Source organism: Pseudomonas frederiksbergensis (genome assembly GCF_001874645.1).
GTDB classification, from domain to species: Bacteria; Pseudomonadota; Gammaproteobacteria; order Pseudomonadales; family Pseudomonadaceae; genus Aquipseudomonas; species Aquipseudomonas frederiksbergensis_B.
This window is the reverse complement of the sequence record NZ_CP017886.1, coordinates 1801824-1823436: the sequence shown is the minus strand read 5'-3', so window position 1 is coordinate 1823436 and position 21613 is coordinate 1801824. Positions and strand designations below refer to the sequence as shown.

Sequence of the window (21613 nt, the reverse complement as noted above, 5' to 3'; positions counted from 1 at the left end):
CGCAGCGTTGCGGTAGTTTGAATGGCGAGCAAAAAAACGCCCAGCCTGCTGCGGATAGGGAACGCAGTCGGCTGGACGGGGGCTTCCTGTTATAGCGATCAATCACTGCGCGATGGTTTTCACCGACACCCCTCGTTCAATCGGCGTAGAGCGACCATGGATATCCTCAAAGCGCTCGATATCATCGTCGCCCAGGTAGCTTTACTCGGGGGCGTGGTCGCGCAGGAAAACCAGGTGATCGGGTTTCGACTGTTCAGCGCTGTAGCGGTAACCCTGCACGTCAAATTGCTTGAGCGCAGCCGGGTCGTTGATGCGTTCCTGGATCACGAAACGGCTCATCATCCCACGGGCTTTTTTCGCGTAGAAACTGATGATTTTGTACTGGCCGTTCTTCAGGTCCTTGAACTCGGTGTTGATGATCCGGGCGTTCAAGGCGTTGCGTTTGACCGCCGAGAAGTACTCGTTGGAGGCGAGGTTGAGCAGCACGTCATCGCCTTGGTCGGCCAGGGCGTCGTTCAGCCACTCGCTGATTTGCGTGCCCCAGAAGGCGTATAGGTCTTTGCCACGGGCATTGGCCAGTTTGGTGCCCATCTCCAACCGATACGGCTGCATCAGGTCCAGCGGGCGCAGCAGGCCGTAGAGGCCCGAGAGCATGCGCAAATGGCGTTGGGCGTAGTCGAAATCGGCTTCGCTGAAGGTCTGGGCATTCATGCCGGTGTACACGTCACCTTTGAATGCCAGCAGCGCCTGCTTGGCGTTGGCCGGCGTGAATGCCGGGGTCCAGCTGCCAAAGCGTGCGGCGTTGAGGCCACCGATCTTGTCGGAAACGTGCATCAACTCGCTGATCTGTGCCGGGCTCAACTCGCGCAGTTGCAGGATCAACTCCTGGGAATGGTCCAGGTACTGCGGCTGAGTGAAGCGCTGGGTGGCCGGTGGTGTTTCGTAATCGAGAGTCTTGGCGGGGGAAATCACCATCAGCATGAAGTCGTCTCCTTTAATCGTGCGGGGATTCTAGGGGGTTGTCCCGGTTGACTCCAGCTATCAAGGCCATAGGTGATCGGCGGTGCGGCCGAAAAGATCGCAGCCTGCGGCAGCTCCTACATACGCCAATCCACGTAGGAGCTGCCGCAGGCTGCGATCTTTTGACCTTCTCGGGATATAGTGCTGCGCGGGTTTTGTTATGGAGACATCCCTTTGCGTATCGCTTTACTGTTTTGTGCCTGGTTGTTCAGCGTTGGCGCTTTTGCCGCGCCCAACGACCTTGCCACGCTGGATCGCAGCACCTGGCCAGAACAACTCGGCAACCCGACCCTGTTCGATGTCGCTTCACGCGCGGAAATCCTCACCTTCGCCCGGGCCTTGCTGGCCAGTGAGTCGCTGGACGAAGCGGCGTTAAAGCAGCGCCTGGGGTTACGCATGATCAACCTTGAGTCGATCAACACACTGCGCGCGCGCATGTGGCAGCGCTTGCTAGCGAACTACAACTTTGCCCAGCAGAGCTGCGATCAGGATGCGTCTTTCTGTTTTCTGGTCGAAGACATGGACACCCTGCGAGAGCAGGCCGGCAAGTTCCAGCTCGGCGAAGACTCCTATTACGCCCGATGGGCCGAGCCGAGCCGGCGTTTTCATGAGCGCTATCTGGACGAACAATTGCGCAAGGCCGCGCTGTTTCCGCAGACCAGCAGCGAAGTTGAACTGTTCGGCGACTACGAGCGTAACGGCGATGAGCTCAACGATCGGCTGTTTGTGCTGAGCTTCGACAGCGCCGCCCGCCTCGCGCCGGACAACACTGCGTGGCTGGCCGAGTACCTGCGCAAGTCGAACCTGAGCGGGACCTTCTTTGTGCTGGGCAGCGACATCCAGAACCGCCTGGCACAGCATTCGGTGGCCGAGCTGCAAGCGTTGTACTCAAAACAATGCATCGGTGTGCAGGGCTGGGAATTCCGCTCCCACAGCCATTGGCAGGATTGGCAGTATTCAGTCACTCGCAGCGTCGAACTGGTGAAGAACAATCTGCCGGAGAACTTCGTGCCGTTGTTCCGCCCGCCCAATGGCCAGCGTCGCGCCGATGCGCAAGGTTTCTTCAAGGCTCAGGGGGTGCAGGTTGCACTGTGGGACATCGATCCTGCGGACGGCAGTCATCAGCTCACGGCTGAGCAGAGCGCACAGCGAGTGCTGACATTGATGCTGTTGTGGCGCCACGGGGTGATCAATTTCAACGTCAAACAGGACGTGGTGAAAACGGCAATGCCGTGGTTGTTGACGTACACCGCGCAAAGCGGGATCGGCTGGGAAGATTGTCAGGACGCTTTTCGCTGAAACGCGCCCTCCCCAAAAAAACCCGGAAACATTGGGGCAGAGGTGATTTTGAGAGAGATTTCGATGCAGGCGGACTTCCGACTTTAACGGTGTCTGCGCGGCGCGCCAAGGGCTTTTCGTCACTCTGGAAAATAAACTTCAAAAAAGCGTCAAAGTGCTTTTTTCTGTCACAGGTTTTGGAGTATTACGAAGACAGACCGCCGAAACCTGCAACACAGGTGGCGTCTTCCAAGACCCCGTGTGTGCAGTTCACTTGAGTCGTGCAGTTCATATGAGTACGGCAGGTGAATTCGGTGGCCACTTCGAGGCGCAGCACTGTCATGGTATTGCGTCGACTGGCTCCCACAAAGGTGACCGAGTATGGATGATCACGGACGTAGCCCCTCCAACCAGCCAATCCTTTATGTACTCGATACCAACGTATTGATCCACGATCCCAACGCGCTCCTGAACTTCGAAGAACACCACGTTGCCATCCCGATGACCGTCCTTGAAGAGCTGGACAAGCTCAAGGGCGGCCATCACAGTGTGGCGGCCGAATGCCGTCAGGCCATTCGCCTGATCGACAAGACGCTGGGCGACGCCTCTCCCCAAGACGTTGAACTGGGTGTACCGATCCAGCGCGGAAAAAGCGGGCCCAAGGGTTTGCTGTCGATCCTGATGAGCAAGCGCGCCGAGCCGAACATCATTCTGCCCGAGCACCTGAACGACAACATCATCATCAACCAGTTGATTGACCTGCACGCGCGCGAACCAAAACTGCCCGTGGTGCTGGTCACCAAAGACATCAACATGCGCCTCAAGGCCCGGGCTTGCGGGATCGCGGCCGAGGACTACAGCACCGACCAACTGGTTGACGACGTATCGCTGCTGCCTAACGGTTATCACAACATGACCGGCTCCTTTTGGGACCTCGTGAGCAAGGTCGAAACCCGTCAGGACCATGGCCGCACCTGGCACCAGGTGAAGCTGATCGACAACCTGCCGGCGGTGCATATCAACGAGTTCATCATCGACGAACAGGGCTTTGTCGGCTGGATCAAGGAGATCGAGGAAGACCGTCTGCTGATCCTCGACCTGCATCAGGAACCCCTGTTGCACCAGGAAGCCTGGGGCCTGAAACCACGCGACATCTACCAGAGCCTTGCCTTGTTCGCCTTGCTCGATCCGGACATTCATCTGGTCAATCTGTCGGGTGCTGCGGGCTCGGGTAAAACCATCCTGGCGTTGGCGGCCGCGATCGAGCAGACCATGGTCAGCAAGCGCTACCGGCGCATCATCGCCACCCGCAGCGTGCAGGGACTGGACCAGGAAATCGGTTTCCTGCCAGGCACCGAAGCAGAAAAAATGGAGCCTTGGCTGGGCGCCATCACCGACAACCTCGAAGCGTTGCACATGGATGACGAAAGCACCCATGGCAGCGTCGACTACATCCTCAGCAAAGTGCCGTTGCAGTTCAAATCCCTCAACTACATCCGGGGCCGCAGCTTCCAGCAGAGCCTGATCCTGATCGACGAATGCCAGAACCTCACCCCGCACCAGATGAAAACCATCATCACCCGTGCCGGCGCCGGTTCCAAAGTGGTGTGCCTGGGCAACCTGGCGCAGATCGACACCCCTTACCTGTCCGCGACCAGCTCCGGGCTGACCTACCTGACTGAACGTTTCAAGGACTTCCCCAACGGTGTACACATCACCCTGCAAGGGGTGCCACGTTCGATTCTGGCCGAATACGCCGAATCTCATTTGTAAGCGTTGCACCAAAACCGGGCGGCCACAAAGCCGCCCGGTTTAATGAGATGGTCACCCCCACACCCTGCGAGGGCTACGCTTTCGCAGGGTGTTTTGTTTTCGGAGGCCATCATCATGAGCGAGTCAGCGCTGATCGGAATCGATCTCGGTAAACACAGTTTCCATCTGCACGGCCAGGACAAATCCGGGCGAGAGGTGTTTCGCAAGAAGCTCTCGCGCCCACAGATGATGCAGTTCTTCGGCAACCTACCGGCCTGTACCGTGGTGATGGAGGCGTGTGCCGGCGCGCATTTTGTCGCTCGTCAGCTGATCGCCATGGGGCATCAGGCCAAACTGATTTCTCCGCAGTTCGTCCGGCCCTTCGTCAAGGGCAACAAAAACGACTTCGTGGATGCCGAGGCCATTTGCGAAGCCGCTTCACGTCCGTCGATGCGCTTCGTCTCGCCTAAAACCGAGGCCCAGCAGACTCTTTCCGTTCTGCACCGCCTGCGCGAATCGCTGGTGCACGACCGCACCAAAGCCGCCAATCAGATGCACGGTTTCCTGTTGGAGTTTGGTATCAGCCTGCCCAAAGGTCTGGCGATCATGAAACGTTTGGCGAGTATCTTGGCCGAGCATGAGTTGCCGGTTCGGCTCACCGGGCTGTTGCAACAACTGCACGATCACTTCGTTTGCCTGGATGAGCAGATCAAGGAACTGGATAAAGAGCTGGCAAGCCAACTGGCCGCCGATGATCTGGGCAGTCGCCTGCTGAGCATGCCGTGTGTCGGCCCGATCACCGCCAGCCTGTTGGCTGTCGAAATGGGCGACGGCCAACAGTACAAGTGCAGTCGCGACTTCGCCGCGTCTGTGGGTCTGGTGCCCAGACAATACAGCACCGGTGGCAAGGCGAATTTGCTCGGCATCAGCAAGCGCGGTGACAAGCACCTACGGCAATTGCTGGTGCAGTGTGCTCGGGTCTACATGCAAAGGCTGGACTACCAGCGCGGCCGTTTGGCCGACTGGGTACGCTCAATGCTGACGCGACGCCACTCGAACGTGGTGGCCTGTGCCTTGGCTAACAAGCTGGCGCGGATCGCGTGGGCGCTAGCGGCCCACCATACGCAGTATGAAGCAGGGCCAGACGCGCTGAACGCCTGACCCTGCGGTTGTTGCAGTACCACGAACCACCCTTCAGGTTTTGCGATAGCTGAACAACGGATGACGTGAACGGCCCACCGGCCTGACGAACAACCTGGCACAAAAATCGGCTTTAGAAAGCCGTCGGTTTTTTCAGGATCGTCAGGCGCGACTCTCATCGTGGCGCGGGGCATGCCCCAAACAGACGCCGGATAGATTTAAGCAAGCCAACCACTTCACCCATTAATCAGTATTGCAAAAACGGGGGTGACCATAGATTTTATTGCACAGCGAAATTCCCCGTAGGAGCTGCCGCAGGCTGCGATCTTTTGGCGTTTGCGAGAGCATTGAAGATCAAAAGATCGCAGCCTGCGGCAGCTCCTACGAGGTACGTTGTTGAGCGGACAATCAAACTCGCGAAAAATTGACCCACAGGTTTACAATCGTTGCTCCTGATCAGGAGTAACGATGTGCTGACTCATCTCGATTCCCAAGGTCGCGCCACTATGGTCGACGTCACTGAAAAAGCCGTGACGTTCCGTGAAGCCACGGCCGAAGCGCTTGTGCGTATGCTCCCTGAAACCCTGCAGATGATCGTCAGCGGTGGTCACCCCAAAGGTGATGTGTTCGCCGTGGCGCGCATTGCCGGCATTCAGGCGGCGAAGAAAACCTCTGATTTGATCCCGCTGTGCCATCCACTGATGCTCACCAGCGTCAAGGTCGAGCTGAGTGCCGAAGGCCTCGATGCGGTGCGCATCGTTGCCCGCTGCAAACTGTCCGGGCAGACCGGGGTGGAAATGGAAGCCCTGACCGCCGCCAGTGTCGCCGCGCTGACGATCTACGACATGTGCAAGGCCGTGGACCGTGGCATGGTCATTGAAACCGTGCGTTTGCTGGAGAAGCTCGGCGGCAAGAGCGGGCATTACCAGGTGGCGGATCAATGAAATTGACGGTGAAGTTTTTCGCCCGTTACCGCGAGGCGCTGGGCGTTGATTCGTTGAGCGTCGAAGGCGATTTCGCCACGGTCGACGATGTGCGTTTGCTGTTGGCGCAACGTGAGGGTGCCGAGGTGCTGAGCGAGCAGAACCTGATGTGTGCGCGTAATGAAGACGTGTGCCAGCTAGACGACCCGCTTGTCGATGGTGATGAAGTGGCGTTTTTTCCTACCGTCACCGGAGGCTGAGCCATGGCGATTCGTGTGCAGTCCACGGCGTTCGATCCGGGCGCTGAAGTCAATGCGATGCATGCGGCGAATGTCGGTGTCGGTGCGGTGGTGAGTTTTGTCGGGTATGTCCGCGACTTCAACGACGGGCTCGATGTGGCCGGGATGTTTCTCGAGCACTACCCGGGCATGACCGAAAAAGCCCTCGGCAAAATCGCCGTTGAGGCCGAACAGCGCTGGCCGCTGCTCAAGCTGGAAGTGCTGCACCGCATCGGCGCTTTGGAGCCGGGCGAGCCCATCGTTTTCGTCGGTGCTGCCAGTGCCCATCGCCAGGCGGCATTCGACGCCTGCGCCTTTGTCATGGACTACCTGAAAACCCGCGCACCGTTCTGGAAGAAGGAAAACACCAGCGACGGCCCGCGATGGGTGGAAGGGCGTGACAGCGATCACGCGGCGGCTGATCGCTGGAAGTAACGTTTCCTCGTGTGACCCCTAAAAGATCGTCCGAACGCGGCCCGAGCCTGCGGCAGCTCCTACACAAGCCAATCTGTGTAGGAGCTGCCGCAGGCTGCGATCTTTTGATCTTAACAATCCCTAAATCACCTGCGATGAACTGCCGGAATAACTGCGCACGCCCGATTGACGTAAAATACATAAAAGTCCAGTATGGAATTATAAGTACAAAAAAGCGTTTCCCATTCCACTTTCTTCTGTCTTGCCAAACCAACAACAACCCGCGAGAAAACGAACATGAAGAAGCTCCCCCTGATCGGTGGCCTGGCCCTGAGCCTGTTGGCGTGCAGCAGTCTGTTTGCCGCCGAGAAAACCCTGCGCATCGGTATCGAAGCGGCTTATCCGCCGTTTGCCTCCAAGACCTCGGATGGAAAAATCACCGGTTTCGACTATGACATCGGCAACGCGTTGTGCGCGCAGATGAAGGTCAAGTGCGAGTGGGTCGAGGGCGAGTTTGATGGTCTGATTCCTTCCCTCAAGGTGAAGAAAATCGATGCCGCGCTGTCGTCCATGACCATTAACGAAGACCGTAAAAAGTCGGTGGATTTCACCCATAAGTACTACTTCACCTCATCGCGGCTGGTGATGAAAGAAGGTGCGGTGGTTGATGACCAGTACGCCAGCCTCAAGGGCAAGACCATTGGTGTGCAGCGTGCCACCACCACTGATCGCTACGCCACCGAGGTGTTCGAACCCAAGGGCATCAACGTCAAGCGTTACAGCAACAACGAAGAAATCTACATGGACCTGGCAGCCGGGCGGCTCGATGCCATTTTTGCCGATACCATTCCGCTGAGTGATTTCCTGTCGATGCCGCGTGGCGCCGGTTACGCCTTTGTCGGGCCGGAGCTCAAGGATCCGAAATACGTGGGGGAGGGCGCCGGGATTGCGGTGCGCAAGGGCAACACCGAGTTGGTTAGCCAACTGAACAGTGCCATCGACGGGATTCGCGCCAACGGCGAATACCAGAAGATTGAAGCCAGGTACTTCAAGTCGGATATCTACGGCGATTGATCTGAAAAGATCGCAGGCTCCTACGCCGAACGCGTTTCCCGTAGGAGCTGCCGCAGGCTCGGGCCGCGTTCGGACGATCTTTTGATCTTTAGCCTTTCAATTCTTTCAAATGCTTGTACACCGTCGCCCGGCCCATGTTCAGTACGTTGGCCACATAGTTGGAGGCGCTTTTGCCTTTGAAGGCGCCTTCGGCGTGCAACGCCAGCACCAGCTCGCGTTTGTGATCACGGGTCAGCAGGTTCAGGCTCAACTGACGCTCGCGCAGCCAGGCATGCAGGAAGGTGTTGATGCGCTCCTGCCAGTCGTCGCGAAACAGCGCGTCAGGTTGCGGGATCAGCTTGCTCGGCGACAGGAACAGGTCCAGTGCCGCTTTCGCGTTTTCGAACAGCGAGATGTTCAGGTTGATGCACAGCACCGCCTGCGGACGACCTTCACCGTCGCGCAGCACGGTGCTCAAGCTGCGAATCTTCTGGCCGTCCCAATTGAGTTTTTCGTACGGTCCGATGTTGGTTTCGCTGACGTCTTCGCTGAGCATGTCTTCCAGTGCCGAATCATCACCGATGTCCCGTTTCGACAGGTTATTGGCGATGTAGTCGACTTTCTGCGTGCGCAAGTCATGCAGCACCACCTCGGCATGGGGGAAGAACAGCGTGGCGATCGCATCGGCGATTGCGCGGTAGTTGTCCAGGGCCGGGTCTTTTTCAGGTGCGTTCATACAGTGGAACTCCAGGCAGCGTCAGCGCCCGTAACAATGGGCGCGGGGAGTTTGCCGCAATCGTGTCGGCACGTCACCTCAGTGGATCAGCCCAGGCGGGCAGGGGAGAGCATTCCTGCATCCAGACCGAACCGGGTGAGCTGCTCGGGTAACGCCGCGCCACGTACCAGTGCCGCGCTGGCCTGGCCCATGGCCGGTGACGTCTGGATACCGTAGCCACCCTGTGCCGCGACCCAGAACAGCCCCGGCACTTTCGGATCGAAGCCGGACAGCAAATCACCGTCGCGCACGAAGCTGCGCAGGCCGGCCCAGGTCCGGGTCGGGCGGCGGATAGTCAGGGTGGTGGCCTCTTCGATCTGGTAGATCCCCATGGCGATGTCCAGTTCTTCAGGCTGCACGTCATGCGGCTCGACCGGGTCGGCATTGGCCGGCGAACCCAGGAACATTCCGGCATCGGGCTTCATGTAGAACGATTCGTCGAGGCTGACCAGCATCGGCCAGTCATGGCTAGCCACACCTTCGGGGCCGGCGAAGATGAAGGCTGCGCGACGCTTGGGTTGCAGGCCGATTGAGGCGGCGCCGGCCAGCTCGCCGATCTTGTCGGCCCAGGCACCGGCCGCATTGATGATGATCGGTGCGCTGAAGGTCTGCCGGGCGGTTTTCACTTGCCAGAGATTGTTCGCATCGCGCGTCAGTCTCAGGACTTCGCTGTCGGTGTGCACTTCGCCCTGGTTACGTCGGATGCCCCGCAGGTAGCCCTGGTGCAGGGCGTCGGTGTCGATATCCGTTGCGGTAGGGTCGTAGATTGCCCCGTGAACCTTCTCGCGGCGCAGGATCGGAATGCGTGCGCAGGCTTCGTCAGCGCTGAGCAATTGCATCTGCGGCACGGTCGCCTTGGCGCTCAGGTACTGATGGTTCAATTCGTCCGGATCGCCAGTGAAGTCGACAGTCATCTCGCCGCGCGGGGTCAGCAGCGGGTGTTCGCAGAAACCGGCTGGCGGTGCATCGAAGAAGTCCCGGCTGGCCTGGGTCAGTGCGCGCACTTGCGGCGTACCGTAAGCGGCGGAGTACAAAGCGGCCGAACGCCCGGTGGAATGGTAGGCCGGGTGGGATTCGCGTTCGAGCACGATCACCCGACCATGCTGCGACAGCCAGAAACCGGTGGAAGCACCGGCGATACCACCGCCGATGATGATGAAGTCTGCCTGGGTCATGAGCGTTTCCTGATGGGCGTAAATGCCAATGGTATCGATGCCCCTGTAGAAGCTGACGAGTGGAACGAGGCTGCGATCTTTTTAGAGGCAAGGTCAAAAGATCGTCCGAACGCGGCCCGAGCCTTCGGCAGCTCCTACAGGGGGCGTGGTGTCACTTCAGCAGTTGGTAGACGGCATTGGCCAGTGCGATGTCTTCCAGGCCCAGACCGATCGAGCGGAAATATACATGGCGATCATAAGCCGGACGTAGCGTCTGTTCGCTCAGCAGTTCGGCCAGGTCGCCCACGATCGAGTTTTTGTCCCATCCGTGCTGTTCGCTGGCGATCAACATTTCGCCGGCAGAGCCTGGAGTGGTCCGGCGATAGTCGCAATAGACCTGCATGTCACTCAGCGTTTCAGGTGGCACCTCGTGGGCACGTACTGCGTTGGTACTGATGGACGTGATCAGCGCCGGTTTGCTCAAGGTCCGTGGGTCGATCACAGGTCCGGCGGACGAGGTGCACAGCATGATCACGTCAGCGTCCTGGATCGCCTCTTCGCGGCTATCGAGTACTTGCAGGCGCGAGTCGATGGCCGAGAGCTGCGCGAGCATTTGCGGATCCCGGCTCGCGAGATTCGGCGAGTAGAGGCTGATGTTTTGCCAGTCCCGCACATTCTTCACGTAATGCAGGTGCGCTTGGGCGACCGGGCCGCTGCCGATGATTGCCAGGCGCGAGGCCTGCGGCAGAGCGAGGGCATCAACGGCGACGGCAGTGGTCGCGGCGGTGCGTGCGGTGGTCAGTTCACCGGCATCGCAGAGCAGCAGCGGCTGGCCGGTTTGCATTGACATCAGCAGCGTCCAGGCGGTTACCAGTGGACCTTCCTTGCGCACGATATAGGGCGAGGTTTTAACGCCGTACACACCGTCTTCGGCCAACACCCCGAGGTAGTTGATGAAGTCACCGGCACCTTGTGGAAACTCCACCCGTTGCTGGGCTGGTTGCACGGCCTGACCCGCGGCCAGGTCGCGGAACAGCTTGCGCAGGATCTTCGGCACGTCGACTTGATCAAGCAGTTCGCGGGCCTGGGGTTGGGCGATCACATAAGGTGTGCTGGACATGCGGATGCTCCGTGGAATCGCAAATAAACTAATTTGTCCATTGTGGACTTATTGTTCTGTTTGGCAATATCCAGGCGTAAAAAAAGCGCAGCCGTTTGTGGCTGCGCTTTGGTGGTTGCGACGCGAGCTTAAGGGCGTTTGCGTTCAACCGCTCGTAGCAGATGGGTCGGCGGGGTTTCGCAACTGATCTTGCGGCCCAGCAACGCCTCGATGGACGGTAGCTGGTAGGAGTCATCTTCACCGGCGAAGCTGATGGACACGCCATCGGCGCCCGCCCGACCGGTACGGCCAATGCGGTGGACGTAATCGTCCGGCACTTCCGGCAGGGTGAAGTTGATCACGTGGCTGATGCCGTCGATGTGAATTCCGCGACCGGCGACATCGGTGGCCACGAGGACGCGGATCTTGCCTTCGCGGAAACCTTCCAGGGTCTTGATGCGCTTGTGCTGCGGAACATCACCCGACAGCTGGGCCGCGTTGACGCCGTCACGCACCAGGCGTTCTTCGATGCGCCGCACTTCGTCCTTGCGGTTGGCGAAGACCATCACCCGCTCCCAACCGTTGTCGGTCACCAGGTTGTAGAGCAGCTTGTATTTATCGGCGCCGGCAACGGCGTAGATGTGCTGTTCGACGTTTTCGCTGGCCACGTTCTCGGATTCGATTTCAACGATGGATGGGTCGGTAGTCCATTGCTTGGCCAGGTTCATCACGTCTTCGGTGAAGGTGGCAGAGAACAGCAGGGTCTGGCGTTCGCTCTTCGGTGGAGTCTGGCGAATGATCTGACGCACTTGTGGGATAAAGCCCATGTCGAGCATCCGGTCGGCTTCGTCGAGCACCATCACTTCGACCATGTCCAGGTGCACGTCGCCGCGCTGGTTGAAGTCCAGCAGACGGCCCGGGGTCGCGACGAGGATGTCGCAGTGGCGGGCTTCGAGGTGCTTGAGTTGCTTGTCGAAGTCCATGCCGCCAACGAAGGTCATGACGTTGAGGCCGGTGTATTTGGTCAGGTTGGCCGCGTCCTTGGCGATCTGCACCACCAGTTCACGGGTCGGTGCAATGATCAGCGCCCGTGGCTCGCCCATGTAGCGCTCTTTCGGCGGCGGGGTTTGCAGCAGTTGGGTGATGATCGAAATCAGGAACGCGGCGGTTTTGCCAGTGCCGGTCTGGGCACGACCGATGGCATCTTTGCCGGCCAGGGTGAAACCCAATACCTGCGCCTGGATCGGCGTGCAGTATGGGAAGCCCAGGTCCTGGATGGCGTGCATCAGTTCCGGGGCCAGCTTGAAATCATGAAAACGGGTTTTGCCTTCCTGCGGTTCGACGGCGAAGTCTTCGAGTGTCCAGGCGACAACAGGCGGTTTCGGCGCGCGTTCGCGGCGCGGTTGCGCAGGTTTTGGCGTCTCGCTGCGCGGTTGCTGTGTAACAGGAGCGGCAACAGGCTCGGTGGCCGGAGTGTTCGCCGGTGTGTATTTCGGTGCCGCGGCAGCTGCGGTCTGGCCAGGCTGATGACCGTCGGTGCGGTTGCCGGGTGTGTGAGAAGGTGCGCTGGAGCTGGGCGCGAGCTGCTCAGCCTCGCTTTTACCGAACATTTTCTTGAGTGCTTTGAGCACGGTCATCTCATCAATTGGTTAAGGAATGTACGCCGGCCAGTGTAATGCAAGAAACAGGCGCGGCGTACATACACCTACAGGAAGTTTCTGTATTAGCGCAAGCGGTCCGCGAGCCAGACGCCAATATCGCGAATTTCTTCGGGTAACACTTCGTGACCCATTGGGTATTCCTGCCATGTCGCGGTGACACCACGGGTCTTCAAATGCTCGTACGCACTGCGCCCCATGGAGTTCTGGACGACATCGTCGTATTGGCCATGCAGGCACAGCACGGGAATCCGCTGTTGGCTGGCAGAAAGTTGCAGCTCATCGCTGAACGTCGGTGCATAGGTGGAGAGGGCAAGTACGCCACCCAGCGGTCCCTGCCATTTCAGGAAAGCGCTGTGGAGCACGACTGCGCCCCCTTGGGAAAACCCTGCAAGAAATATCCGCGAGGCGTCTATTCCGCTGGCTCGCTGCTCTTCGATCAGCGTTATGACGGTTTGGGCCGACACCTCCAGCTCTTCGTGACTGATGCTCCGGGCGGGGCTCATGGCCTTGATGTCGTACCAGCTTGGCATCTCGTAACCCCCATTGATGGTCACTGCTCGGGTCGGCGCCTGAGGCAGGACGAAGCGGGTGGTCAACAGGCTTTCCTGCAGGGCTTCGGCCACTGGCAGAAAGTCATAGCGGTCGGCGCCCAGGCCGTGCAGCCAGATTACGCAGGCGTCCACAGGCTTGCTGGGCTGAAGAATCAAGGGCTCGGTCATGGTTGCTCCATTGTGGTGCGCAGATTCCCATGCAGTGCGAGAAGATGGGGCATGCGAGGTTGATTGGTTAATAAAGTGTCGCAAATTTGTAAGTTTTTCTATTGACCCGTGGCTGAATCGCTTTAGCCGCAACTGTGGTACGGGCCTTGCTATGGAAAGCGTGAAGTGATTGCTCTCAGCCACGGCGGTAACACTATCAGTCACTGTCGGCTGTGGGATAGCAAGAATCCGGTAATGGATGTTCGCCAGTGGCCGCTACGGGCTTCGCGAACGTGAAAGGGCTATAGCCCGTTCGGCCGATTGGTGAGAAGTGAGTTTTCCATTATGTGGATTATCTCCTACTAGACTCATAGCTTAGGTCTTACGCCGCTTGACCCTAAAAAAGCCAACACGGGTCAACAGCGCCTCATAAGGGTGCGGCAGGACTCAAGCTCCGACACAACAAGAGCAAAACTGGAGGTTTGAATGAAGATGTTGAAATCCACCCTGGCAGTCGTGACTGCGGCCGCAGTACTCGGTATCAGTGGGTTCGCTCAGGCGGGTGCAACCCTGGATGCGGTGCAGAAGAAAGGCTTCGTGCAATGTGGCGTGAGCGACGGTTTGCCGGGTTTCTCGGTTCCGGACTCTACCGGCAAGATCGTCGGCATCGATGCTGACTACTGCCGTGCCGTTGCTGCTGCCGTCTTCGGTGACGCGACCAAGGTCAAATTCAGTCAGTTGAACGCCAAGGAGCGTTTCACTGCTCTTCAATCCGGCGAAATCGACATGCTGTCGCGTAACTCCACCATGACCAGTTCCCGCGATGCGGGCATGGGCCTGAAGTTTCCTGGCTTCATCACGTATTACGACGGCGTAGGCTTCCTGGCCAACAGCAAGCTGGGCGTGAAGAGTGCCAAGGAACTGGATGGCGCGACCATCTGCATCCAGGCCGGTACCACTACCGAGCTGAACGTGTCCGACTACTTCCGTGCCAACGGCCTGAAGTACACCCCGATCACCTTCGATACCTCCGATGAAAGCGCCAAGTCGCTGGAATCCGGCCGTTGCGACGTGCTGACCTCCGACAAGTCCCAGCTGTACGCACAGCGCAGCAAACTGGCTTCGCCTAAAGATTATGTGGTTCTGCCGGAAACCATCTCCAAAGAACCTCTGGGCCCGGTCGTGCGTAACGGTGACGATGAGTGGCTGGCGATCGTTCGTTGGGTTGGCTACGCGATGCTCAACGCCGAAGAGGCCGGTATCACGTCGAAAAACGTCGTGACTGAAGCCAAGTCGACCAAGAACCCGGACGTTGCCCGTCTGCTGGGCGGCGACGGTGAATACGGCAAGGACCTGAAACTGCCGAAGGACTGGGTCGTCAAGATCGTCAGTCAGGTCGGTAACTACGGTGAAGTCTTCGAGAAAAACCTCGGCAAGAGCACTCCGCTGGAAATTGACCGTGGCCTGAATGCGCTATGGACCAACGGCGGCATTCAATACGCACCACCTGTGCGCTGATGGTTCTATCACCCGGCGGGCCAACCGCCGGGTGATGTTCTGTTCCATTATTTCTGGGGCACTTCATGCAAAATTCAATCGGCGCACCAAAGCAGAGGCTCAGCCTCAGCGATCCAAAAGTGCGTGCGTGGCTCTTCCAGATCATCACGATTGTCGCGGTCGTCGCGATGGGCTGGTATCTGTTCAACAATACGCAAACCAACCTTCAACACCGGGGCATTACCTCCGGTTTCAGCTTTCTGGAGCGCAGCGCCGGGTTCGGCATCGCGCAACACCTGATCGACTACACCGAATCGGACAGCTATGCCCGGGTGTTTGTCATCGGCTTGCTCAACACCTTGCTGGTGACCGTTATCGGCGTGATTCTGGCGACGATTCTGGGGTTCATCGTTGGCGTGGCACGGCTGTCGAAGAACTGGATCATCAACAAGCTGGCGACGGTTTACGTTGAGACTTTCCGCAACATTCCGCCGCTGCTGCAAATCCTGTTCTGGTACTTCGCGGTGTTCCTGACCATGCCAGGGCCGCGCAACAGCCATAACTTCGCCGACACCTTCTTTGTCAGCAGCCGTGGCCTGAACATGCCGGCCGCGCAGATGGCTGGCGGGTTCTGGGCGTTTGTGATCAGCGTCGTGGTGGCTATCGTCGCCATCGTGCTGATGTGCCGCTGGGCCAACAAGCGCTTCGAAGCGACCGGCGTGCCGTTCCACAAGTTCTGGACCGGCCTGGCGTTGCTTCTGGTGATTCCAGCCGTGTGCGCGCTGATCTTCGGCGCGCCACTGCATTGGGAATTGCCGAAGCTGCAAGGTTTCAACTTCGTCGGTGGCTGGGTGCTGATCCCGGAACTGCTGGCCCTGACCCTGGCCCTGACGGTGTACACCGCGGCGTTCATCGCCGAGATCGTGCGTTCCGGGATCAACTCGGTCAGCCACGGCCAGACCGAAGCGGCGCGTTCGCTGGGTCTGCGCAACGGCCCAACCCTGCGTAAGGTCATCATCCCGCAAGCCTTGCGGGTGATCATTCCGCCATTGACCAGCCAATACCTGAACCTGGCGAAGAACTCCTCGCTGGCCGCCGGTATCGGTTACCCGGAAATGGTTTCGTTGTTTGCCGGCACGGTGCTGAACCAGACCGGGCAAGCCATCGAAGTTATTGCCATCACCATGAGCGTGTACCTGGCAATCAGTATCAGCATTTCCCTGCTGATGAACTGGTACAACAAGCGCATTGCGCTGATCGAGCGGTGAGGAAAGGCGCATGACGACTCATATTTTCAAACCTGACATGCCACCACCGGGCAACCGAATCGGTATCGTGGCGTGGATGCGCGAGCACATGTTCTCCAGTTGGATCAACACGCTGCTGACGCTGTTCGCGTTCTACCTGATTTATCTGGTGGTGCCGCCGATCCTGCACTGGGCGATTCTTGATGCCAACTGGGTGGGCACCACGCGCGCCGATTGCACCAAGGAAGGCGCTTGCTGGGTGTTCATTCAACAGCGTTTCGGCCAGTTCATGTACGGGTATTACCCGCCTGAACTGCGCTGGCGCGTCGACCTGACGGTGTGTCTGGCAATCATCGGCGTGGCACCGTTGTTCATCTCGCGCTTCCCGCGTAAAGCGGTATACGGGCTGAGCTTTCTGGTGCTCTATCCGATCGTTGCCTACATCCTGCTGCACGGTGACATTTTTGGCCTGACTAACGTTGCGACCAGTCAATGGGGCGGTCTGATGCTGACCCTGGTGATCGCCACCGTCGGTATCGTCGGTGCATTGCCGCTGGGGATCATGCTGGCACTGGGCCGTCGCTCGAACATGCCGGCGATTCGCGTGGTCTGCGTGACCTTCATCGAGTTCTGGCGGGGCGTGCCGTTGATCACGGTACTGTTCATGTCTTCGGTGATGCTGCCGTTGTTCCTGCCTGAAGGCATGAACTTCGACAAACTGCTGCGGGCGTTGATCGGCGTGATCCTGTTCCAGTCGGCCTACGTGGCTGAAGTGGTGCGCGGTGGTCTGCAAGCGATCCCTAAAGGTCAGTACGAAGCCGCTGCAGCGATGGGCCTCGGTTACTGGCGCAGCATGGGCCTGGTGATTCTGCCGCAAGCCCTGAAGCTGGTGATCCCTGGCATCGTCAACACCTTCATTGCGCTGTTCAAGGACACAAGCCTGGTGATCATCATCGGCCTGTTCGACCTGCTCAACAGCGTCAAGCAAGCCGCCGCCGACCCGAAATGGCTGGGCATGGCCACTGAAGGCTATGTGTTCGCGGCCCTGGTGTTCTGGATTTTCTGTTTTGGTATGTCCCGCTATTCCATGCATTTGGAACGCAAGCTGGACACAGGCCACAAGCGTTAGGAGCGTAGTTTATGAGTGAAGCGATCAAACAGCCTGTGAGCCCTGAAGGCATTATTCAGATGCAGGGCGTGAACAAGTGGTACGGCCAGTTCCACGTGCTGAAAGACATCAACCTGAACGTCAAACAAGGCGAGCGCATCGTTCTGTGCGGGCCGTCGGGTTCCGGCAAGTCGACCACCATTCGCTGTCTGAACCGTCTGGAAGAGCACCAGCAGGGCCGCATCGTGGTCGATGGTGTGGAGCTGACCAACGACCTGAAGCAGATCGAAGCGATTCGTCGTGAAGTCGGCATGGTGTTCCAGCACTTCAACCTGTTCCCGCACCTGACCATCCTGCAGAACTGCACGCTGGCACCGATGTGGGTCCGCAAGATGCCCAAGCGCCAGGCGGAAGAAATTGCCATGCATTACCTGGAGCGCGTGCGCATTCCAGAGCAGGCGCACAAGTTTCCGGGGCAACTGTCCGGTGGTCAGCAACAGCGTGTGGCGATTGCCCGCGCGCTGTGCATGAAACCGAAAATCATGCTGTTCGACGAACCGACCTCGGCACTCGACCCAGAGATGGTGAAAGAGGTTCTGGACACCATGATCGGTCTGGCCGAAGACGGCATGACCATGCTCTGCGTGACACACGAAATGGGCTTCGCCCGGACCGTGGCCAACCGCGTGATCTTCATGGACAAGGGTGAAATCGTCGAACAGGCCGCGCCGAACGACTTCTTCGACAACCCGCAGAACGAACGCACCAAGCTGTTCCTGAGCCAGATTCTGCATTGATCGAAGTCAGGCAATGAAATAAACCCGGACCTGTTCCGGGTTTATTTTTGTCCGGGGTTTATGGCGCGGTAACGCCTTCGCGTTCTTGATCCTTGATTTCCAGCCGTTGGCGCAGATCCAGACCTTCGTTCAGCGATTGCACTTCAGCCATCAGGTGAGGATGGCGATCAAGCAGACGCATCAGCATGAATAGCGGCTGAGGAGGGGCGATTTCGCCACGCTCGTAACGGGAAAAGGCATTGTGCCCGCCGCCCGACAGTAATTTCACTGCCTCCTTTTGCGTAAGGTGCAGTTTGCGGCGGATGCGTTTCATCTCGGCTGCCATGAGCTGCCGGGAGTCCTCAAGCAATTGATCACTAGCCTCGGAGTAACGTTCTGCACTGCCGTCATCGAATTCGATTTCACTACAGGCTTGGCACTCCCATCCGGAAATATCGTGCACCTGACGCGTCAACTGTCTGAAGTCGATGGTGAAGCTTCGCCCGTCGAAATGCTGCATCCCGTCCTGGGTACCGCAGCTGAAGCATTGCTGTGTTTTCATGTGTCTCTCTCCTTGAAGGAGATTACCGGCGGACCACCGCCTGGGCGGTAGGTCACCTTGAGGTAGATCTCCATATCACGAATTCTTGCGTGGTAGACGTCCTGCCAGATCTGATAGTCCGTGTAAGTTGTCATGGATTTGTAGAGCATCCTCTGCTCCAGGGCGCAGACGATTTGCTGCATTTGGGCAAGACTCAAATCGAGCCTTCGGCCTCCTTCCCGTGCGCTGCCGGTAAACGCTTTGGAACCTAGCCTTACTACCTCCGCCTTGACCACCGACAGGTCGTAATGAGGTGTGTTCTTTTCCATAAGACACCTTGCACCTTGAGATGTAAATTACCCCCAAAGGGTAATTTTAACAATCGAAAATCCCGATCCCTTTCCTGCCTTCTAACCCTAGAAGCTTGTCCTTTCAGACGGAGCTGACTAACATGTCAGAAAATTCATCCTATGATTGGATGAAAGGTGAACCCTATGTCAGAAATTTCTCCACTCCTTAAGCGGTCCTTGGTCGATCAAGCCCTGGATCAGCTCCGTCGACGCATCAACCAGGGTGTGTGGACGGTCGGGCAGCGCTTGCCCACCGAACCGGAGTTGTCCGCCGAGCTGGGCATCAGCCGCAACACCGTGCGCGAAGCGATGCGCGTGCTGGCGTTTTCCGGCTTGATCGAGATTCGTCAGGGCGACGGCAGCTATGTGCGGGCGGTGATCGATCCGCTGGACACGATGAAGGCGTTGTCGCGCTGCTCCCTCGAGCAGGCGCGGGAGACGCGACACATCCTCGAAGTCGAGGCCATTGGCCTCGCAGCCCAGCGCAGAACCGAGGAAGACCTGGTGGCACTGCATGAGGCATTGGGTGTCAGCGGCAGTCACTACCACGGCGACCTCGACAGCTACATCGCCTGCGATCTGGTGTTTCACCGTCGTTTGGTGGACGCCGCGCATAACCCGACGCTCAGCGAGTTGTATCGCTATTTCTCAAGCATCATCGGCGCGCAACTGCGCCAGACCCTCAACATCACTCCCAGACGTCAAGAGGTGTTCGACCTGCATATCGAACTGCTCAATGCCGTCGAACAGCGCGACCCGGAGCGGGCCAAAGCCATTTCCCGGCAGTTGATCAATGAACCTTGAAACCGAGAACCTCATGTCCAGCCAGCAGGCGAGCCCCCACAGCACGACCCAACCCAAGCGCACGGCAGAGCTCGAAGAGCTGTTGATCGATGCCGAGGCCGATGACGAACAGGTCCAGCAAAGCCATCCGGTTTTGCGCCGACCCTGGTTGTTGCTGCTGGGGCTGATACTGGTGGCACTGAACCTGCGTCCGGCGCTATCGAGCATGGCGCCGATGCTCAGCGAGGTCTCGAAGAACCTCGGTTTGTCGGCTGCCCAGGCGGGTTTACTGACTACGTTACCGGTGCTTTGCCTTGGGCTGTTCGCGCCGCTGGCGCCGCTGTTGGCGCGACGTTTTGGCGCCGAGCGGGTGGTGCTGGGAATCCTTCTGATGCTGGCCGGCGGGATTATTTTGCGCAGTTCGTTCGGTGAGATCGGACTGTTTGCCGGCAGCATTCTGGCGGGCGCCAGCATTGGCGTGATCGGCGTTTTGTTGCCGGGCATCGTCAAGCGCGACTTCGCTAAACACGCAGGCACCATGACCGGCGTCTACACCATGGCTTTGTGCCTGGGCGCTGCGATGGCGGCGGGCGCGACCGTGCCGTTGAGCGAATATTTCGACAAGCGCTGGGCATTGGGCCTCGGCTTCTGGGTGATTCCGGCGCTGGTCGCGGCAGTTTTCTGGTTACCGCAAGTCGGTCAGAAACACGGCGCGCACAACGTGGCGTATCGGGTGCGCGGTCTGCTGCGTGATCCATTGGCCTGGCAGGTAACGCTGTACATGGGCCTGCAATCCTCGCTCGCCTACATCGTCTTCGGTTGGTTGCCGTCGATTCTGATCGGCCGTGGCCTGACCCCGACCCAGGCCGGACTGGTGCTGTCCGGTTCGGTGATTATCCAGTTGGCCAGTTCGCTGGCGGCGCCGTGGCTGGCGACACGCGGCAAGGATCAGCGGTTGGCGATCGTCGTCGTCATGCTCCTGACCCTTGGCGGTCTGTTCGGCTGTCTGTATGCGCCGATCGAAGGCCTGTGGGGCTGGGCGATTCTGCTCGGGTTGGGGCAGGGCGGTACGTTCAGCCTGGCGCTGACCCTGATCGTGCTGCGTTCGCACGATGCCCACGTGGCGGCCAACCTGTCGAGCATGGCCCAGGGTTTCGGTTACACCCTGGCGTCCATGGGGCCGTTTGCGGTCGGCTTGGTACACGACTGGACTGGCGGCTGGACTGCGCTGGGCTGGATTTTCGGCGTGATTGGCCTCGGCGCAATCATTGCCGGCCTCGGCGCCGGGCGTTCGCTGTACGTTCAGGCGGTCAGCGAAAAGGTCTGACGAACCCGACCGGTATTACAAATAAACAACGTCCAGCGTCGCCGCGCCGTCGAGTTGCACGTCGGCGCTCAGGTCCAGCTCGGAGGTGGGCGCGATGACCGTTTCGACGGTCACCCGGCTCGTCAGGCTGCGGATGCCAATCGGCCCGGCGCTGCTGCCGGCCACGTCGGTAAAGCCCAGGTAGCTTCTGGCGCCAATCGGAATTGAACGGCTATTCGACGAACTCCAGGCCACGCCGCCGGTGGTGGAGTCGGTTCGATACACCTGCGGCCATCCATCGACGACCGTGTTGGCCGGGTCGAAATTCAGCGAATACAAGCCGATTTTGTTGCCGCTGCTGTCGCGGTTCAGACCGTAGTAGATCTCGCTGTTGACGATGGCCGAGCCGTCGCGATTATCGCGCATCAGCAAGGCGAAACGCGCGGGCGCATCGCACTGGAGGTTGAGGTCGAGTGTCTGATCGCGCAGTTGCGTGCGCTTGTCGACGCTCAGGTACTGGCGGGAGATTTTGCCGTAGTCGACGAGGCCGTTGTTGGACAGGCTTGGGGTGCAGGCTAGCGGAGTGATGCGGCCTGTGACTGTCAGGTCGACCGCCGATGCCGCGAGGGTGCAAGGGGCTTGAGCGATCAGCACGACAGCTGCAAGGGCTGTAAGAACAGGTTTCACCGGTAAATTCCTTTTTCGGGTGGAGGCCATAGGCGCTGAACCGTTGGCTGACGCCGCGAGCGATTCAGCGCTG

At 58.9% G+C, this 21613-nt stretch carries 22 protein-coding genes and 1 pseudogene; 13 read left to right on the top strand and 10 right to left on the bottom strand.

Features of this window, described 5'->3' with window-relative positions:
- Nucleotides 1–102: 102 nt before the first annotated feature.
- Both BLL42_RS29235 and yaaA read right to left on the bottom strand, forming a co-directional pair.
- Nucleotides 103–201, bottom strand: a pseudogene (locus BLL42_RS29235) (alginate biosynthesis protein AlgA); the annotation flags it as partial.
- Nucleotides 202–981, bottom strand: coding sequence for a peroxide stress protein YaaA (gene yaaA / locus BLL42_RS09065; protein WP_071551754.1), 780 nt, complete (start codon nt 979–981; stop codon nt 202–204). It abuts the pseudogene before it with no gap.
- 213 nt (nt 982–1194) lie between these two features.
- On the opposite strand from yaaA, the gene BLL42_RS09060 reads away from it, so the two are divergent.
- From BLL42_RS09060 to aotJ, 7 genes are all read left to right on the top strand, one after another.
- A complete protein-coding gene (locus BLL42_RS09060) occupies nt 1195–2319 on the top strand; it encodes a polysaccharide deacetylase family protein (protein WP_071551753.1) in 1125 nt (374 codons plus the stop codon).
- A gap of 360 nt (nt 2320–2679) precedes the next feature.
- On the top strand, nt 2680–4071 hold the full coding sequence (locus BLL42_RS09055; RefSeq protein WP_071551752.1) for a PhoH family protein: 1392 nt from the start codon (nt 2680–2682) through the stop codon (nt 4069–4071).
- A 114-nt stretch (nt 4072–4185) separates the two neighbouring features.
- Nucleotides 4186–5211 (top strand): IS110 family RNA-guided transposase, encoded by a 1026-nt coding sequence (locus BLL42_RS09050; protein WP_071550690.1) that lies wholly within the window; start codon nt 4186–4188, stop codon nt 5209–5211.
- Nucleotides 5212–5660: 449 nt separating this feature from the next.
- Entirely contained in the window at nt 5661–6134 is a 474-nt protein-coding gene (moaC, locus tag BLL42_RS09045; RefSeq protein WP_071551751.1) for a cyclic pyranopterin monophosphate synthase MoaC, read from the top strand.
- Nucleotides 6131–6373, top strand: coding sequence for a MoaD/ThiS family protein (locus BLL42_RS09040; RefSeq protein WP_071551750.1), 243 nt, complete (start codon nt 6131–6133; stop codon nt 6371–6373). The genes moaC and BLL42_RS09040 overlap by 4 nt, the downstream gene beginning before the upstream one ends.
- 3 nt (nt 6374–6376) lie before the next feature.
- Complete coding sequence (gene moaE / locus BLL42_RS09035; RefSeq protein ID WP_071551749.1) at nt 6377–6826, top strand: molybdopterin synthase catalytic subunit MoaE; 450 nt, start codon at nt 6377–6379, stop codon at nt 6824–6826.
- 276 nt (nt 6827–7102) lie between these two features.
- Nucleotides 7103–7879 carry an L-arginine-binding protein AotJ gene (gene aotJ, locus BLL42_RS09030; protein WP_071551748.1) on the top strand — a complete coding sequence of 259 codons (777 nt, stop codon included), beginning with the start codon at nt 7103–7105 and terminating at the stop codon, nt 7877–7879.
- A gap of 88 nt (nt 7880–7967) precedes the next feature.
- On the opposite strand, the gene BLL42_RS09025 is transcribed toward aotJ, so the two are convergent.
- The 5 genes from BLL42_RS09025 to BLL42_RS09005 all read right to left on the bottom strand — a co-directional run bounded on the left by BLL42_RS09025 (nt 7968) and on the right by BLL42_RS09005 (nt 13266).
- Nucleotides 7968–8594, bottom strand: a complete 627-nt coding sequence (locus BLL42_RS09025; RefSeq protein ID WP_071551747.1) for a helix-turn-helix transcriptional regulator — start codon at nt 8592–8594, stop codon at nt 7968–7970.
- A gap of 86 nt (nt 8595–8680) precedes the next feature.
- Nucleotides 8681–9808, bottom strand: a complete 1128-nt coding sequence (locus tag BLL42_RS09020; protein WP_071551746.1) for an NAD(P)/FAD-dependent oxidoreductase — start codon at nt 9806–9808, stop codon at nt 8681–8683.
- A 151-nt stretch (nt 9809–9959) separates the two neighbouring features.
- Nucleotides 9960–10907 carry an ornithine cyclodeaminase family protein gene (locus BLL42_RS09015; RefSeq protein WP_071551745.1) on the bottom strand — a complete coding sequence of 316 codons (948 nt, stop codon included), beginning with the start codon at nt 10905–10907 and terminating at the stop codon, nt 9960–9962.
- Nucleotides 10908–11035: 128 nt separating this feature from the next.
- A complete protein-coding gene (gene rhlB / locus BLL42_RS09010; RefSeq protein WP_071551744.1) occupies nt 11036–12523 on the bottom strand; it encodes an ATP-dependent RNA helicase RhlB in 1488 nt (495 codons plus the stop codon).
- An 86-nt stretch (nt 12524–12609) separates the two neighbouring features.
- Nucleotides 12610–13266, bottom strand: coding sequence for an alpha/beta hydrolase (locus BLL42_RS09005; RefSeq protein WP_071551743.1), 657 nt, complete (start codon nt 13264–13266; stop codon nt 12610–12612).
- Nucleotides 13267–13731: 465 nt separating this feature from the next.
- On the opposite strand from BLL42_RS09005, the gene BLL42_RS09000 reads away from it, so the two are divergent.
- From BLL42_RS09000 to BLL42_RS08985, 4 genes are all read left to right on the top strand, one after another.
- Complete coding sequence (locus tag BLL42_RS09000) at nt 13732–14763, top strand: amino acid ABC transporter substrate-binding protein (RefSeq protein ID WP_071551742.1); 1032 nt, start codon at nt 13732–13734, stop codon at nt 14761–14763.
- 65 nt (nt 14764–14828) lie between these two features.
- Nucleotides 14829–16010, top strand: coding sequence for an amino acid ABC transporter permease (locus tag BLL42_RS08995; RefSeq protein WP_071551741.1), 1182 nt, complete (start codon nt 14829–14831; stop codon nt 16008–16010).
- Between the two features lie 10 nt (nt 16011–16020).
- Entirely contained in the window at nt 16021–17118 is a 1098-nt protein-coding gene (locus BLL42_RS08990; RefSeq protein ID WP_071551740.1) for an amino acid ABC transporter permease, read from the top strand.
- Nucleotides 17119–17129: 11 nt separating this feature from the next.
- Entirely contained in the window at nt 17130–17894 is a 765-nt protein-coding gene (locus BLL42_RS08985) for an amino acid ABC transporter ATP-binding protein (RefSeq protein ID WP_071551739.1), read from the top strand.
- A 58-nt stretch (nt 17895–17952) separates the two neighbouring features.
- Here BLL42_RS08985 and BLL42_RS08980 read toward each other — a convergent pair whose 3' ends face one another.
- Nucleotides 17953–18435, bottom strand: coding sequence for a type II toxin-antitoxin system MqsA family antitoxin (locus tag BLL42_RS08980; RefSeq protein ID WP_071551738.1), 483 nt, complete (start codon nt 18433–18435; stop codon nt 17953–17955).
- Nucleotides 18432–18743, bottom strand: coding sequence for a type II toxin-antitoxin system MqsR family toxin (locus tag BLL42_RS08975; protein ID WP_071551737.1), 312 nt, complete (start codon nt 18741–18743; stop codon nt 18432–18434). The genes BLL42_RS08980 and BLL42_RS08975 overlap by 4 nt, the downstream gene beginning before the upstream one ends.
- Nucleotides 18744–18908: 165 nt before the next feature.
- Here BLL42_RS08975 and BLL42_RS08970 point away from each other — a divergent pair, with 165 nt between their 5' ends.
- Nucleotides 18909–19568: a FadR/GntR family transcriptional regulator gene (locus BLL42_RS08970; protein WP_071551736.1), complete on the top strand. Its 660-nt coding sequence runs from the start codon at nt 18909–18911 to the stop codon at nt 19566–19568.
- The gene (locus BLL42_RS08965) at nt 19558–20874 is read left to right on the top strand and encodes a CynX/NimT family MFS transporter (RefSeq protein WP_071551735.1); all 1317 of its coding nucleotides are present in this window, start codon (nt 19558–19560) and stop codon (nt 20872–20874) included. Before BLL42_RS08970 ends, BLL42_RS08965 begins: the two co-directional genes overlap by 11 nt.
- 15 nt (nt 20875–20889) lie before the next feature.
- On the opposite strand, the gene BLL42_RS08960 is transcribed toward BLL42_RS08965, so the two are convergent.
- Nucleotides 20890–21540 (bottom strand): DUF1120 domain-containing protein, encoded by a 651-nt coding sequence (locus BLL42_RS08960; protein ID WP_071551734.1) that lies wholly within the window; start codon nt 21538–21540, stop codon nt 20890–20892.
- Nucleotides 21541–21613: the final 73 nt, after the last annotated feature.

Excerpts from the sequence above, each read along its gene's own strand:
- BLL42_RS09015 (WP_071551745.1), bottom strand. The coding sequence starts at position 10,907 with ATGTCCAGCACACCTTATGTGATCGCCCAACCCCAGGCCCGCGAACTG.
- yaaA (WP_071551754.1), bottom strand. The coding sequence starts at position 981 with ATGCTGATGGTGATTTCCCCCGCCAAGACTCTCGATTACGAAACACCA.
- rhlB (WP_071551744.1), bottom strand. The coding sequence starts at position 12,523 with ATGACCGTGCTCAAAGCACTCAAGAAAATGTTCGGTAAAAGCGAGGCT.
- moaE (WP_071551749.1), top strand. The coding sequence starts at position 6,377 with ATGGCGATTCGTGTGCAGTCCACGGCGTTCGATCCGGGCGCTGAAGTC.
- BLL42_RS09000 (WP_071551742.1), top strand. The coding sequence starts at position 13,732 with ATGAAGATGTTGAAATCCACCCTGGCAGTCGTGACTGCGGCCGCAGTA.
- BLL42_RS09050 (WP_071550690.1), top strand. The coding sequence starts at position 4,186 with ATGAGCGAGTCAGCGCTGATCGGAATCGATCTCGGTAAACACAGTTTC.
- BLL42_RS09055 (WP_071551752.1), top strand. The coding sequence starts at position 2,680 with ATGGATGATCACGGACGTAGCCCCTCCAACCAGCCAATCCTTTATGTA.
- BLL42_RS09040 (WP_071551750.1), top strand. The coding sequence starts at position 6,131 with ATGAAATTGACGGTGAAGTTTTTCGCCCGTTACCGCGAGGCGCTGGGC.
- BLL42_RS08985 (WP_071551739.1), top strand. The coding sequence starts at position 17,130 with ATGAGTGAAGCGATCAAACAGCCTGTGAGCCCTGAAGGCATTATTCAG.
- BLL42_RS08980 (WP_071551738.1), bottom strand. The coding sequence starts at position 18,435 with ATGAAAACACAGCAATGCTTCAGCTGCGGTACCCAGGACGGGATGCAG.
- BLL42_RS08965 (WP_071551735.1), top strand. The coding sequence starts at position 19,558 with ATGAACCTTGAAACCGAGAACCTCATGTCCAGCCAGCAGGCGAGCCCC.
- BLL42_RS09020 (WP_071551746.1), bottom strand. The coding sequence starts at position 9,808 with ATGACCCAGGCAGACTTCATCATCATCGGCGGTGGTATCGCCGGTGCT.
- BLL42_RS08995 (WP_071551741.1), top strand. The coding sequence starts at position 14,829 with ATGCAAAATTCAATCGGCGCACCAAAGCAGAGGCTCAGCCTCAGCGAT.
- BLL42_RS09005 (WP_071551743.1), bottom strand. The coding sequence starts at position 13,266 with ATGACCGAGCCCTTGATTCTTCAGCCCAGCAAGCCTGTGGACGCCTGC.
- BLL42_RS08970 (WP_071551736.1), top strand. The coding sequence starts at position 18,909 with ATGTCAGAAATTTCTCCACTCCTTAAGCGGTCCTTGGTCGATCAAGCC.
- BLL42_RS09025 (WP_071551747.1), bottom strand. The coding sequence starts at position 8,594 with ATGAACGCACCTGAAAAAGACCCGGCCCTGGACAACTACCGCGCAATC.
- aotJ (WP_071551748.1), top strand. The coding sequence starts at position 7,103 with ATGAAGAAGCTCCCCCTGATCGGTGGCCTGGCCCTGAGCCTGTTGGCG.
- BLL42_RS08990 (WP_071551740.1), top strand. The coding sequence starts at position 16,021 with ATGACGACTCATATTTTCAAACCTGACATGCCACCACCGGGCAACCGA.
- BLL42_RS08975 (WP_071551737.1), bottom strand. The coding sequence starts at position 18,743 with ATGGAAAAGAACACACCTCATTACGACCTGTCGGTGGTCAAGGCGGAG.